Source organism: Corynebacterium sp. (assembly GCF_012838985.1).
GTDB lineage: Bacteria > Actinomycetota > Actinomycetes > Mycobacteriales > Mycobacteriaceae > Corynebacterium.
Genome location: NZ_DUOE01000046.1, coordinates 1 through 12,782, shown reverse-complemented (window position 1 = coordinate 12,782; position 12,782 = coordinate 1). Strand labels below are relative to the sequence as shown.

Here is a 12,782-nt window from a genome sequence, read left to right as displayed (position 1 = left end):
GGGGACCGGGACGCCACCAAACGGCCCCTCATGGGCGCCGAGGCCGCCCGCCGCGCCGAGCTGGTCATCATCACCGACGACAACCCGCGCAGCGAGGTGCCCGCCACCATCCGGGCGGCCGTGCTGCAGGGGGCCACGGAAGCGGCCGTGGAGACGGGCGCGGAGGTCCGGGAGATCGGGGACCGTGCCGCCGCCATCGACGCCCTCATAGAGTGGGCCCGCCCGGGTGACGGCGTCGTCGTCGCCGGCAAGGGCCACGAGGTCGGCCAGCTGGTCGCCGGCGTCAACCACCATTTCGACGACCGGGAAGAGGTCCGGCGCGCACTCAAGGAGAAGAAGCATTGATCCCCCTCACTCTCGCGGAGATCGCGGAGATCACCGGCGGTGAACTCTCGCACGTGACCGACCCGGACACCCGGGTGACCGGTTTCGTCGAGTTCGACTCCCGCAAGGTCACCCCGGGCGGGCTGTTCCTCGCCCTGCCGGGTGCCCGCGTGGACGGCCACGACTTCGCCGCCACCGCCGTCGAGGCCGGCGCCGTCGCCGTCCTGGCGGCGCGGCCGGTCGGGGTGCCGGCGGTCGTCGTGAAGCCGCGGGGACGCAGTGACTCCAACGCCGACATCTACGCCCACGACGAGGACGGCTCCGCCCGCGCCGTCGTCGAGGCGCTCGCCGCCCTGGCCCACGGGGTGGTCACCCGCCTGCCCGACCTGACCGTGGTCGGCATCACCGGCTCCGCCGGCAAGACCTCCACCAAGGACCTCGTCGCCTCCGTGCTGCGGGAGGCGGGGGAGACCGTCGCCCCGCCCGGCTCCTTCAACAACGAGATCGGCCACCCGTACACCGCCCTGCGCTGCGACGCCGACACCCGCTACCTCGTCGCCGAGATGTCGGCCCGCGGCATCGGCCACATCGCGCACCTGGCGGAGTCCGTGCCGCCGCACATCGGCGTCGTGCTCAACGTTGGTTCCGCGCACCTCGGGGAGTTCGGCTCCCAGGAGAACATCGCGCAGGCCAAGGGGGAGCTCGTCGAGGCGCTGCCCGCCGACGGCGTGGCCATCCTCAACGCCGACGACCCGTTCGTCGCCGCGATGGCGCCGCGTACCCGGGCCCGTGTGGTCACCTACTCCGCGCACTCCCGCGCCGACCTGTGGGCCGCCGACGTGCGCCTCGACGACGTCGCCCGCGCCAGCTTCACCCTCCACAGCCGCGACGGTTCGGTCCCCGTGACCCTGCAGGTCTTCGGCGAGCACCAGGTGTCCAACGCGCTGGCCGCCGCCGCGGTCGGCCTGGAGGCCGGGCTCACCCTCGAGCAGGTCGCGGCGGGGCTGTCGCGGCACACCAACGCCTCGGCGCACCGCATGGACGTGCAGACCCGCGCCGACGGCGTCACGGTCATCAACGACTCCTACAACGCCAACCCGGACTCCATGCGCGCCGGCATCGCGGCCCTCGCCTACACGGCGGCGGCCCGTCCGCACGCCCGGGCCGTCGCGGTCCTCGGTGAGATGGGCGAACTCGGCGACGACGCAGAGGCCTCCCACCGGGCCCTCGGTGAGCAGCTGGGACGCTACCGCGTGTCCCACCTCATCGCCGTCGGGGACGGCCCCAACAGCCGTGCCATGGCGACGGAGGCGCGTGGCCGGGGTATAACTACTGAGATCGCACACGATGTCGAGGAGGCCACCCGCCTCGTCGAAAACGTGCTGCACACCCGTCCCATCGAGTACACCGGCACCGGCAACCCCGGTGACGTGGTGCTGGTGAAGGCCTCCAATGCACTGGGGCTGTGGCGGGTGGCCGAGAAACTCATCCAGAAGGGTCATTAGGGGCGCATTCGACGTGACACAGATCATCATCGCAGGAATCGTCAGCTTCCTCGTCGCCATCTTCACCACTCCCGTCCTCATCCGGCGGTTCTCCGCCGAGGGACTGGGGCAGGAGATCCGTGAGGAGGGCCCCAAGTCGCACCTGCGCAAGCGTGGCACCCCGACGATGGGCGGCATCGCCATCATCGCGGGCATCGTCATCGCCTACCTCACCGTCGGCCTCTACGGGCTCATCACCGGCTCCGGCGGCTTCACCGTCTCCGGCCTGCTGGTCCTCGGACTGACCCTGGGGCTGGGTGCCCTGGGCTTCGCGGACGACTTCATCAAGCTGTTCAAGGCCCGCAACCTGGGCCTCAACAAGACGGCGAAGCTCGTCGGCCAGCTGGTGATCGCGGTCGCCTTCGGTCTGCTCATCCTGTGGTTCCCCGACGACCAGGGGCTGACACCGGGATCGACGCACCTGTCGTTCATCCGTGACATCGACACCTTCGACATCGCCTTCGGCGGTTCGGTGATCGGCATCATCGTGTTCCTGGTGTTCATGTACATCCTCATCGCCGCGTGGTCGAACGCCGTCAACCTCACCGACGGTCTCGATGGCCTGGCCGCCGGCACCACCGCCTTCGTCATGGGCGGCTACACGCTCATCACCTTCTGGCAGTTCCGCAACTCCTGCACCGTCTCGGTGGAGCCGGGCTGCTACTCGGTGCGTGACCCGCTGGACCTCGCCGTCCTGGCCGCCGCCGGACTCGGCGCCTGCCTCGGCTTCCTGTGGTGGAACGCCGCGCCGGCCAAGATCTTCATGGGCGACACCGGTTCCCTGGCCCTCGGCGGCCTGGTCGCCGGCCTGTCCGTCGCGTCCCGCACGGAGCTGCTCATGATCATCATCGGCGCCCTCTTCGTCATCGAGGCGGCCTCCGTGCTCATCCAGATCATCGTGTTCCGCACGACGGGCCGACGCTTCTTCCGCATGGCCCCGTTCCACCACCACTTCGAGAACGGCGGCTGGCCCGAGACCACCGTCGTCATCCGTTTCTGGCTCATCGCCGTCATGGCCGTGATCCTGGGAACGTCCATCTTCTACGCTGAGTGGCTGACCGCCACGGGAGTGAGCCTGCGATGATCACCGGAACCGCCCTCGTCGCCGGAGCCGGCGTGTCCGGCCGCGGCCTGGTCCGCCTGCTCACCGATCTCGGGGTGGACCTCATCGTCGCCGACGACAACACCCGCCTCGACGGCGTGCGCACCGTCTCCGTCGCCGAGGCCCGCGAGCTTCTCGACGACGTCGAGCTCGTCGTCACCTCCCCGGGCTGGCGCCCCGACAGCCCCCTGCTCCTCGACGCCGCCGCCCGCGGCCTCGAGGTCATCGGCGACGTCGAGCTGGCCTACCGCCTCGACCGCGCCGGGACGTTCGGCCCGCCGCGCACCTGGCTCGTGGTGACCGGCACCAACGGCAAGACCACCACCACCGCCATGCTGGCCGCCATGATGCAGCAGCTCGGCCGTGACACCGGCCTGCGTGCCGAGGCGGTCGGCAACATCGGCGTCGCGGTGGCCGACGCCCTGGTGGACCCGCAGCGCGTCGACATCCTCGTCGCCGAGCTGTCCAGCTTCCAGCTGCACTGGTCGAGCGAACTGACCCCGGACGCCGGTGTCCTGCTCAACCTCGCCGAGGATCACATCGACTGGCACGGCTCCTTCACCGCCTACGCCGACGACAAGGCCCGTGCCCTGCGGGGTGCGGTCGCCGTCGCAGGCGTCGACGACCCGGAGGTGCGTGCGGTGCTGGAGCGGGCGGGCGTCGACACGTACATCGGTTTCACCCTCGGGGATCCCGCCCCCGGACAGTTCGGGGTGCGTGACGGACACCTGGTGGACGACACCGGTGTCGTGCTCGCCCCGGTCGCGGGCATCCAGCCCGCCGGACCGGCCGGTGTCCTCGACGCCCTGGCCGCGGCGGCGATCGCGCGCAGCCAGGGGGCGACCCCGGAGCACATCGCCGCGGCGCTGGCCGACTTCCAGGTCGACGGACACCGCGGACAGACCGTCGCGGAGAGCGGGGGAGTGGTGTGGATCGACAACTCCAAGGCCACCAACCCGCACGCCACCGACGCCGCGCTGGCCGGACTCCACGATGTCATCTGGATCGCCGGCGGACAGCTCAAGGGCGCGGACGTCGCCCCGCTCATCCGGGACCACGCCCACCGGCTCCGTGCCGTCGGGCTGCTCGGCGTCGACGCCCCGCTCATCGCGGCGGCGCTGGCCGAGACCGTCCCGGACGTGCCCGTCCACACCACCCACCACACCGATCCGGCTGCCGCGATGGAGGAGCTCGTGGAGTGGGCGGCGGACGTCGCGGAGCAGGGGGACACCGTCCTCCTGGCACCGGCGGCAGCCTCCCTCGACATGTTCACCGGCATGGCCGAACGCGGCGACCTGTTCGCCGCGGCCGCACGGAGGCTGACATGAGCAACTCCACCGGCAGATTCACGAAGTGGCGAGCCGACTGGCACCGCATGCTGGAGGCCCGGCCGGGCTTCGACTACTTCATGATCCGCTCCGTGGTCTTCCTGCTCGTCGGCATCGGAGCCGTCATGGTCATGTCCTCGACGATGACCTGGTCCGTCCTCGAGGGCGCGACCGTGTGGAACCAGGCCATGCGCCAGTTCATGATGATCGCCGCCGGCCTCGCCGCCTTCTGGATCGCCCTGCGCACCCGGCCCGAGACCGTCCGGCGCTGGACACCCTGGCTGGTCGGCCTGTCGCTGGTGCTGCTCGTCGCGGTGCTCATCCCGGGCATCGGCACCGGCCGCGTCGAGGTGGGCTCCCAGTCGTGGATCGTCCTCGGCCCCCTGCGTTTCCAGCCCTCGGAACTGGCCAAGGTGGCCATCGCCGTGTGGGGCGCGTCCTATCTCGCCGACCGCAGACACACCGCCGGCACCGGAGTCCGCAGCCCCTTCATCATGTACACGGGTGTGGCGGCCCTCATGGCCCTCCTCATCGGCGCCCAGGGAGACCTGGGCATGGCGGTGAACTTCGCCGTGGTCGTGGGCTTCACGCTGCTGTTCGCGGGCGTGGACATGCGCCTCATCCTCACGGCGGTGGCCATATCCGTGGTCGGGCTGCTGTGGGTGTTCTTCTCCGGCGGCTTCCGCTCCAACCGCTTCCACGTCTACTTCGACGCCCTCTTCGGCCGCTTCGAGGACACCCAGGGCGTGGCGTTCCAGTCCTACCAGGGCTTCCTCTCCCTGGCGGACGGCTCCGTCACCGGTGTCGGCGTGGGTCAGTCCCGCGCCAAGTGGTTCTACCTCCCCGAGGCCAAGAACGACTTCATCTTCGCCATCATCGGCGAGGAGCTCGGACTGTGGGGTGGTGCGCTGGTCATCATCCTCTTCGCCCTGCTCGGGTACTTCGGCATCCGTGCGGCCTTCCGCGCCCAGAACCAGTTCCAGTCGCTCATGGCCGGTGCGCTCACCGCGGGTGTCGTGTCGCAGGCCTTCATCAACATCGGCTACGTCATCGGTCTGCTGCCGGTCACCGGCATCCAGCTGCCGATGATCTCCGCGGGCGGCACCTCGACGATCATCACCCTCGGTTCGATGGGTCTGCTGGCGTCGGTGGCCCGCCACGAACCGGAGGCGGTCTCCGCGATACAGTCCTACGGTCGCCCCCTCTTCGACAGGCTGGCACTCCTGCCGGAACCGGCGACCCGCCCCACCTCGGTGCGGCGTGCCCCCGCCCCCACGTCACGTGACAGGTTCGGGGAGCCGGTCACTGGTAGCGTCAAGAGGAGAAATCGGCCCCCCAACGACAGGAGACGGTGACCCATGCCCGCAGCGAAGAAGCCTCTGAGCGTAGTTGTCGCAGGAGGTGGAACCGCCGGCCACATCGAGCCCGCTCTCGCGGTGGCTGAGGCGCTCGTCGAGAAGCACGGTGCCACCGTCACCGCCCTGGGCACCCCCCGGGGCCTGGAGCGTGACCTCGTCCCCGCCCGTGGCTTCGACCTGCGGCTCATCGATCCCGTGCCCGTGCCGCGCCGCCCCAACCTGGACCTGCTGAAGCTGCCGTTCCGGGTGCTGGGGGCGGTCCGTCAGACGCGGGAGATCCTGCGGGACACGGGGGCTGACGTCCTCATCGGTTTCGGCGGCTACGTCTCCGCCCCCGCCTACCTGGCGGCGAAATCGCTGGGCATCCCCTTCCTCGTGCACGAGGCCAACGCCCGCGCCGGCATGGCCAACAAGCTGGGGCAGCGTCTCGGCGGCCGCAGCTACAACGCCGTCGCGGACTCGGGCATGCCCGGCGAGGTCGTCGGCATCCCGGTGCGGGCCGGTCTGCGCGGGGGAGACACCCACGCCGCCGTCGCGCGGGCCCGCGAACAGTGGGGCCTGTCGCCGGAGCTCAGGACGCTCCTGGTGACCGGTGGCTCCCAGGGCGCGGTGCGCATCAACAAGGCGGTGGCCGGGGCCGTCGACACGCTCACCGCGGCCGGCGGGATCCAGGTCCTCCACGCCTACGGCAAGCGCAACACCGCCCCCGAGGAGCACGACCACTACGTGGCGCTGCCCTACATCGACGACATGGCGGCCGCCTACGCCGTCGCCGATCTCATCGTCTGCCGCTCCGGCGCGATGACCGTCGCCGAGGTCACCTCCGCGGGACTGCCCGCCCTGTACGTGCCGCTGCCGCACGGTAATGGTGAGCAGGCGCTCAACGCGACCGGCGTCGTGGAGGCCGGGGCCGCCCGCTTCATCGACGATGCGGAGCTCACCCCCGACCGTCTCGTCTCCGAGGTCACCGAGATCCTCGGTGACGACGAGAAGCTCGCCGCCATGCGCGCCGCCGCCCGTGAGCACTCCGCCGGTGACGCCGCCGGACTGCTCGCCGACGCGGTCGTCGCCGCAGTAAAGTAAGACCCCATCACCCCACACCATCCAGGAGCACACACCGTGACCGTTGATCTCTCCCGCGTCCACCTCATCGGCATCGGTGGCTCCGGCATGTCCGGCGTCGCCCGGATCCTGCTCGACCGCGGTTCGGTGGTCACCGGATCCGACGTCAAGGACTCCCGTCCGGTGCGTGCGCTGCGCTCCACCGGGGCGCACGTCGCCGTCGGCCATGACGCCGCCAACCTGACCCTCGCCGGGGATCCGCCGACGGTGGTCGTCGTCTCCTTCGCGGCGATCCCGCAGGACAACCCGGAGCTCGTCGCCGCCCACGAGCAGGGCATCCCGGTCATCCGGCGTTCCGATCTCCTCGGTGAGCTCATGTCCGGTTACCGCCAGGTCCTCTTCGCCGGCACGCACGGCAAGACCTCGACCACCTCGATGGCCGTCGCGGCGGCGCAGGCGGCCGGCATGGACCCGAGCTTCTCCATCGGCGGCCAGCTCAGCCGTTCCGGCACCAACGCCCACCACGGCACCGGTGACACCTTCATCGCCGAGGCCGACGAGTCCGACGCCTCGCTGCTGCGCTACTCCCCGGACGTGGCCGTGGTGACCAACATCGAGCCCGACCACCTCGACTTCTTCGGCACGGCCCAGGCCTACCACCAGGTCTTCGACGACTTCTCCGAGCGGGTCACCGAGGACGGCTACCTGGTGGTGTGCCTCGACGACATCCACGCCGCGGCCCTCGGCGAGCGGGCGATGAAGAACGGCATCAAGGTGCGGGGCTACGGCACGACCGATGCGGCGGCCCTCCACCCGGCGATCCCGCTGGGGGCGGAGATCCTCAGCACCGAGGTCACCGACGGCGGCACCACCGCGCTCATCCGTATCGACGGCCGCGACATCCCCGTCCTCCTCCAGACCCCGGGCAGCCACATGGTCCTCAACGGGGCCGCCGCCCTGCTGGCCGGGCACCTGGCCGGCGGTGACCTGGAGAAGCTGGCCGAGGGGCTGAGTGACTTCAGCGGCGTGCGCCGTCGTTTCGAGTACCGCGGCACCGCCGGCGGGGTGCGGGTCTACGACGACTACGCACACCACCCGACCGAGGTCACCGCGGTGCTGCAGGCGGCGCAGCAGAAGGTCGAGGCCGAGGGGGAGGGCGGCCGGGTGGTCGTCGTCTTCCAGCCCCACCTGTACTCCCGCACCATCGAGTTCGCGGAAGAGTTCGCCGCGGCGCTCTCGCTGGCTGATGCCGCGGTGGTCCTCGACATCTTCGGGGCCCGTGAGAAGCCGGTGGAGGGTGTCAGCTCCCGCATCATCACCGACTCGATGACCTGCGACGTCACCTATGAGCCGGACTTCTCCCACGCCCCGGAGACCGTCCGCGGTCTGGTGCGCGAGGGTGACCTCGTCCTCACCATGGGCGCGGGTGACGTCACCCTGCTGGCGGGCGAGATCCTGGCGACGCTGGGCGGGTAGATGTCGCGCAGAAGCATCCTCCGCATCGGCGGGGCCCTGCTCGCGGTGCTGCTGCTCCTGGTGGCCGTGGTGTGGGTGTTCCCCGTCCTGCGGGTGAACAACTACGCCGTGACGGGCAACGTCCACTCCCCGGAGGAGTACGTCATCGAGGCGACGGGTGTGTCGCAGGGCGACAACCTCGTGCGTGTCGACGCCGGGCAGGCCGCCCGGGGCGTCGTCGACCTGCCGTGGGTCCGCAGTGCGACGGTCTCGCGGCAGTGGCCGTCGACGCTGGTCGTGGACGTCACGGAGCGGCAGGCGCTGCTGTACAGCAGTGAGGCCGACGGTGACCACCTCATCGACGAGGAGGGGCGTCCCTTCATCATCGACGTCCCGCCGGAGAGCTCCGTGGAGGTCACCGGCGACCTGCGGGAGGACCTCGAGGTGCTGGCCGACGTGGCGGCCGTCATCTCCTCGCTCCCCGAGCACGTGCGGGCGATGGTCTCCACCATCGATGCCCCCGGGCGGTACGAATTGGCCCTTCGCCTGCATGATGGGCGTACGGTCTACTGGGGTGCGTCGGAAAGCAACCACGACAAGTCCCTGGCGATGCAGACCGCCATCCAGCGGCCGGGAGAACACTGGAATGTGTCCAATCCCACGCTGCTGACCGTACGTTAAACCTGAGGTTGAGGGTATCGACACGCCCTGAAATGTCCCTGACTTTTCAGGCGCGGTCACCCATGATGGATACAACCTCGTTCCAGATCACATAAACTTCCCCGAAAGGCGCGGCCAGAACCCATGACCTCACCGAACAACTACCTCGCCGTCATCAAGGTCGTCGGCGTCGGCGGCGGCGGAGTCAACGCCGTCAACCGCATGATCGAAGAGGGCCTCAAGGGTGTCGAGTTCGTCGCCATCAACACGGACTCCCAGGCCCTGCTCTTCTCCGATGCGGACACCAAGCTCGACATCGGCCGTGAGGCCACCCGTGGCCTCGGTGCCGGTGCGAACCCGGAGGTCGGTCGCACCTCCGCGGAGGACCACAAGTCGGAGATCGAGGAGACCCTCAAGGGCGCCGACATGGTCTTCGTCACCGCCGGTGAGGGTGGCGGCACCGGTACCGGTGCGGCTCCGGTCGTCGCGGGGATCGCGAAGAAGCTCGGTGCGCTGACCGTCGGTGTCGTGACCAAGCCCTTCAAGTTCGAGGGCCCGCGCCGTACCCGCCAGGCCGAGGCCGGCATCGAGGAGCTGCGTCAGGTCTGTGACACGCTCATCGTCATCCCGAACGACCGCCTGCTGCAGCTCGGTGACGCCTCGCTGTCCATGATGGAGGCCTTCCGCGCCGCCGACGAGGTCCTGCACAACGGTGTCCAGGGCATCACCAACCTCATCGTCACCCCGGGCGTGATCAACGTCGACTTCGCCGACGTCCGCTCCGTCATGTCCGACGCCGGTTCCGCGCTCATGGGTGTGGGTTCCTCACGTGGCGACGACCGCGTGATGACCGCCACCCTGCAGGCCATCAACTCCCCGCTGCTGGAGTCCACCATGGAGGGCGCGAAGGGTCTGCTGCTCTCCGTCGCCGGTGCCTCCGACCTCGGCCTCATGGAGGTCAACGAGGCGGCCACCATCGTCCAGGAGAAGGCCGACGAGGACGCCAACATCATCTTCGGAACGATCATCGACGACAACCTGGGTGACGAGGTCCGCGTGACCATCATCGCCACCGGTTTCGACGCCGCGAAGAACAACCCGCCGACCGCCCGCCCCGCCGAGCCCACCGCGGTCCCGTCCCCGATGGAGGAGCCGGCCCGTGGCGGCCTGTTCGAGGAGCGTCAGCAGCAGGAGGAGCAGAAGCCCACCCCGCCGCCGACCCCGTCCCCGTCGACCGACACCGGCCGTCACCGCAGCTCCGGCAACGGTGGTCTGTTCACCAGCTCCCGCAGCTCCCGCGATGACGATCTCGATGTGCCCGACTTCCTGCGCTAACCTTTAGGGCATGTCCCTCAGCAGCGCGAACGAGGCTCCTCGCCCCGTCCGCATGGTCTTCACCAGCCGTGCGGGCGGGGCGTCGTCGTCTCCGTATGATTCCTTCAACCTCGGTGACCATGTCGGGGATGACCCCGACGCGGTCGCCGCCAACCGTGAGCGGCTGGCCCGCATCCTCGGCCTGGACGACATCGTGTGGATGGAGCAGATCCATTCCCGCACCGTCACCGTCGTCGAGGGCCCCCAGGACGGTCCCGTCGAGGCCACCGACGCCCTCGTGACCACCGAGCGTGGTCTGGCGTTGGGTGTGCTCGTCGCCGACTGTGTCCCCGTCCTGCTGGCCGACCACGTCCACGGTGTCGTCGCCGCGGTCCACGCGGGCCGCATGGGGGCGCGCAACGGGATCGTGCCCCGGACCGTCGAGAAGATGGTGGCCCTCGGGGCGGAGCCGGGTGCGGTCCAGGCGGTCCTGGGTCCCGCGGCCTCCGGGCGCCACTATGAGGTGCCGGCGGAGATGGCGGCGGACGTCGAGAAGCATCTCCCGGGGTCCCGGACCCGCACGGAGCAGGGGACCGTCGGTCTCGACATCCGCGCGGGGCTGGTGCGCCAACTCATGGGCCTGGGTGTGACCAACATCGAGGCGGACCCGCGGTGCACGATCGAGGACGAGGACTTCTTCTCGTACCGCCGGGAAGGCACCACCGGGCGTCAGGCGGGGCTGGTGTGGCTGCCGTGACCAGACTCGAAGAACTGCGCACCAACCTGGCCGCCGTGCGGGAGCGCATCGACGCCGCCGCCCGCGCCGCCGACCGTGACCCCGCCGACATCCGCCTCCTGCCGGTGACCAAGTTCCACCCGGCCTCCGACCTGGAGCTGCTCCTGGAGCTCGGCGTCACCGACGTCGCCGAGAACCGCGAGCAGGAGGCCCGCGCCAAGGCCGCCGACGTGCCCGCCGCGCGCATCCACATGATCGGCCAGGTCCAGACGAAGAAGGCCAACTCCGTCGCCCGCTGGGCCGCCAGCGTCCACTCGGTGGACTCGGTGCGCCTGGCGGAGGGCCTCAACCGCGGCATCGGCCTCGCCATCGAACGCGGCGACCGACCGGCCGGCGTCCTGCCCGTCTACCTGCAGCTCTCCGCCGACGGTGACCCCTCCCGCGGAGGCGTCCTCGAGGAGGACCTGCAGGAGCTTGTCGACGTCGTCGGGGCCGCCCCCCACCTCGAACTGCGGGGTCTCATGGTGGTGCCTCCCCTGGGGGCGGACCCGGATCCCGTCTTCGCGCGGGCGCGTACGCTGTGTGATGACCTGGGGCCCGGTATGGAGCTGTCCGCGGGCATGTCGGCCGACCTGGAGAGCGCCGTCGCCAAGGGCTCGAACATCGTGCGTGTCGGAACCGGCGTGCTGGGCAGCCGACAACTACCGTAGGGTTCAGTAAACGACCAAAACCCCCGCGCCAGCTGCACCAACGGGAGAGGAAAACAAATGTCCTTCATCAGGAACGCCAAGGAGTTCTTCGGACTGTCTCCGATCGACATGGAGAACGAGGACGCCTACTACGACTACGACCGCGAGGACCAGCGCTACCGCACCAGCGGTTCCGCCGCCTACGCACCGTCCCGCGACTACGAGTACGGCGGCTACAGCCGCCCGGAGCTCGAGGAGCGCCCGCAGTACCAGGCCCCGGAGCCGAAGCTGGTCGCCGTGGAGGTCACCTCCTACAGCCAGGCCGCCCAGATCGGTGAGCCCTTCCGCGACGGCGACGCCGTCGTCTTCGACCTCACCCGCATGGAGCCGGGCGACAACAAGCGCATCGTCGACTTCGCCGCCGGCCTCTGCTACGCCCTGCGCGGCAAGATGGTCAACGTGACCCGCAACATCGACACGGACCGCACCGTCTTCGCCATCACCCCGGAGGGCGCGGAGTTCTCCCAGATCGAGCTCGAACGGGCAGCCAAGCTGCGCTGACCCGACCGGTCACGCAGCTGTTGGTCGTGAGGTAGGTGTCCCACTCCCGGTGGGGCACCTACCTTTTTCGTTGCGGGAACCACTAGGCTCGGTCACTGTGAGTCTCCTCGGTTCTGCCATTTACCTCGTCCTCCGGATCTTCGTCCTCATCCTGATCGCGCGCATCGTGATCGAGATGATCCAGTCCTTCTCGCGCAACTTCCAGCCTCCGCGGTGGTTCATCTACATCGCGGAGCCGCTGTTCGTCATCACGGATCCCCCGGTCAAGGCGCTGCGCCGCGTCATTCCGCCCCTGAAGTTGGGTGGTGTCGCCCTGGACATGTCGGTGATCGTGCTGTTCATCATCCTCAGTGTTCTGCAGGTGATTGTGCTGTCCGTCTTCGGTGCCTGAGTGGCCCCCGAGCTCAACCTCCGGTAAAGATTTGGAGTGTCCGTGGTCCGGACGATCCCTCCGGGGGTTACACTTGACCAAGCACTCAACGTACGATTATTGGAAACGCATAGTGTGGGCCAGCCCGCACCGGCCTACCGGGCCACCACAAACTCGAAGGGAACGCCAATGCCGCTGACACCAGCTGATGTGCACAACGTCGCTTTCAGTAAGCCGCCGATCGGCAAGCGGGGTTACAACGAGGATGAGGTTGACCAG

The 12,782-nt window shown here is 69.5% G+C and carries 13 protein-coding genes and 1 pseudogene; all 14 read left to right on the top strand.

The window, feature by feature from the left end; translation table 11 throughout:
* A pseudogene (locus GXZ33_RS02525) lies at positions 1-345 on the top strand (UDP-N-acetylmuramoyl-L-alanyl-D-glutamate--2,6-diaminopimelate ligase); the annotation flags it as partial.
* On the top strand, positions 342-1,829 hold the full coding sequence (murF, locus tag GXZ33_RS02520) for a UDP-N-acetylmuramoyl-tripeptide--D-alanyl-D-alanine ligase (RefSeq protein ID WP_291339278.1): 1,488 nt from the start codon (positions 342-344) through the stop codon (positions 1,827-1,829). The pseudogene GXZ33_RS02525 and the gene murF, both read left to right, overlap by 4 nt.
* Positions 1,830-1,842: 13 nt before the next feature.
* A complete protein-coding gene (gene mraY / locus GXZ33_RS02515; protein ID WP_291339277.1) occupies positions 1,843-2,952 on the top strand; it encodes a phospho-N-acetylmuramoyl-pentapeptide-transferase in 1,110 nt (369 codons plus the stop codon).
* On the top strand, positions 2,949-4,298 hold the full coding sequence (gene murD / locus GXZ33_RS02510; protein WP_291339276.1) for a UDP-N-acetylmuramoyl-L-alanine--D-glutamate ligase: 1,350 nt from the start codon (positions 2,949-2,951) through the stop codon (positions 4,296-4,298). Before mraY ends, murD begins: the two co-directional genes overlap by 4 nt.
* Entirely contained in the window at positions 4,295-5,653 is a 1,359-nt protein-coding gene (locus GXZ33_RS02505) for a putative peptidoglycan glycosyltransferase FtsW (RefSeq protein ID WP_291339275.1), read from the top strand. The genes murD and GXZ33_RS02505 overlap by 4 nt, the downstream gene beginning before the upstream one ends.
* A 3-nt stretch (positions 5,654-5,656) precedes the next feature.
* Entirely contained in the window at positions 5,657-6,739 is a 1,083-nt protein-coding gene (gene murG, locus GXZ33_RS02500; RefSeq protein WP_291339274.1) for an undecaprenyldiphospho-muramoylpentapeptide beta-N-acetylglucosaminyltransferase, read from the top strand.
* Between the two features lie 36 nt (positions 6,740-6,775).
* The gene (murC, locus tag GXZ33_RS02495; RefSeq protein WP_291339273.1) at positions 6,776-8,194 is read left to right on the top strand and encodes a UDP-N-acetylmuramate--L-alanine ligase; all 1,419 of its coding nucleotides are present in this window, start codon (positions 6,776-6,778) and stop codon (positions 8,192-8,194) included.
* A complete protein-coding gene (locus tag GXZ33_RS02490; protein WP_291339272.1) occupies positions 8,195-8,854 on the top strand; it encodes an FtsQ-type POTRA domain-containing protein in 660 nt (219 codons plus the stop codon).
* 123 nt (positions 8,855-8,977) lie between these two features.
* Complete coding sequence (gene ftsZ / locus GXZ33_RS02485) at positions 8,978-10,168, top strand: cell division protein FtsZ (protein WP_291339271.1); 1,191 nt, start codon at positions 8,978-8,980, stop codon at positions 10,166-10,168.
* Positions 10,169-10,178: 10 nt separating this feature from the next.
* Positions 10,179-10,904: a peptidoglycan editing factor PgeF gene (pgeF, locus tag GXZ33_RS02480; RefSeq protein ID WP_291339270.1), complete on the top strand. Its 726-nt coding sequence runs from the start codon at positions 10,179-10,181 to the stop codon at positions 10,902-10,904.
* On the top strand, positions 10,901-11,593 hold the full coding sequence (locus GXZ33_RS02475) for a YggS family pyridoxal phosphate-dependent enzyme (RefSeq protein ID WP_291339269.1): 693 nt from the start codon (positions 10,901-10,903) through the stop codon (positions 11,591-11,593). Before pgeF ends, GXZ33_RS02475 begins: the two co-directional genes overlap by 4 nt.
* A gap of 57 nt (positions 11,594-11,650) precedes the next feature.
* Positions 11,651-12,133: a cell division protein SepF gene (gene sepF, locus GXZ33_RS02470; protein ID WP_291339268.1), complete on the top strand. Its 483-nt coding sequence runs from the start codon at positions 11,651-11,653 to the stop codon at positions 12,131-12,133.
* 97 nt (positions 12,134-12,230) lie between these two features.
* The gene (locus tag GXZ33_RS02465; RefSeq protein ID WP_291339267.1) at positions 12,231-12,524 is read left to right on the top strand and encodes a YggT family protein; all 294 of its coding nucleotides are present in this window, start codon (positions 12,231-12,233) and stop codon (positions 12,522-12,524) included.
* Between the two features lie 168 nt (positions 12,525-12,692).
* Positions 12,693-12,782, top strand: a 90-nt coding sequence (locus tag GXZ33_RS02460) for a DivIVA domain-containing protein (RefSeq protein WP_291339279.1), incomplete at its 3' end; no start/stop codon positions are given.

Excerpts from the sequence above, each read along its gene's own strand:
- murD (WP_291339276.1), top strand. The coding sequence starts at position 2,949 with ATGATCACCGGAACCGCCCTCGTCGCCGGAGCCGGCGTGTCCGGCCGC.
- GXZ33_RS02505 (WP_291339275.1), top strand. The coding sequence starts at position 4,295 with ATGAGCAACTCCACCGGCAGATTCACGAAGTGGCGAGCCGACTGGCAC.
- murG (WP_291339274.1), top strand. The coding sequence starts at position 5,657 with ATGCCCGCAGCGAAGAAGCCTCTGAGCGTAGTTGTCGCAGGAGGTGGA.
- GXZ33_RS02490 (WP_291339272.1), top strand. The coding sequence starts at position 8,195 with ATGTCGCGCAGAAGCATCCTCCGCATCGGCGGGGCCCTGCTCGCGGTG.
- ftsZ (WP_291339271.1), top strand. The coding sequence starts at position 8,978 with ATGACCTCACCGAACAACTACCTCGCCGTCATCAAGGTCGTCGGCGTC.
- pgeF (WP_291339270.1), top strand. The coding sequence starts at position 10,179 with ATGTCCCTCAGCAGCGCGAACGAGGCTCCTCGCCCCGTCCGCATGGTC.
- sepF (WP_291339268.1), top strand. The coding sequence starts at position 11,651 with ATGTCCTTCATCAGGAACGCCAAGGAGTTCTTCGGACTGTCTCCGATC.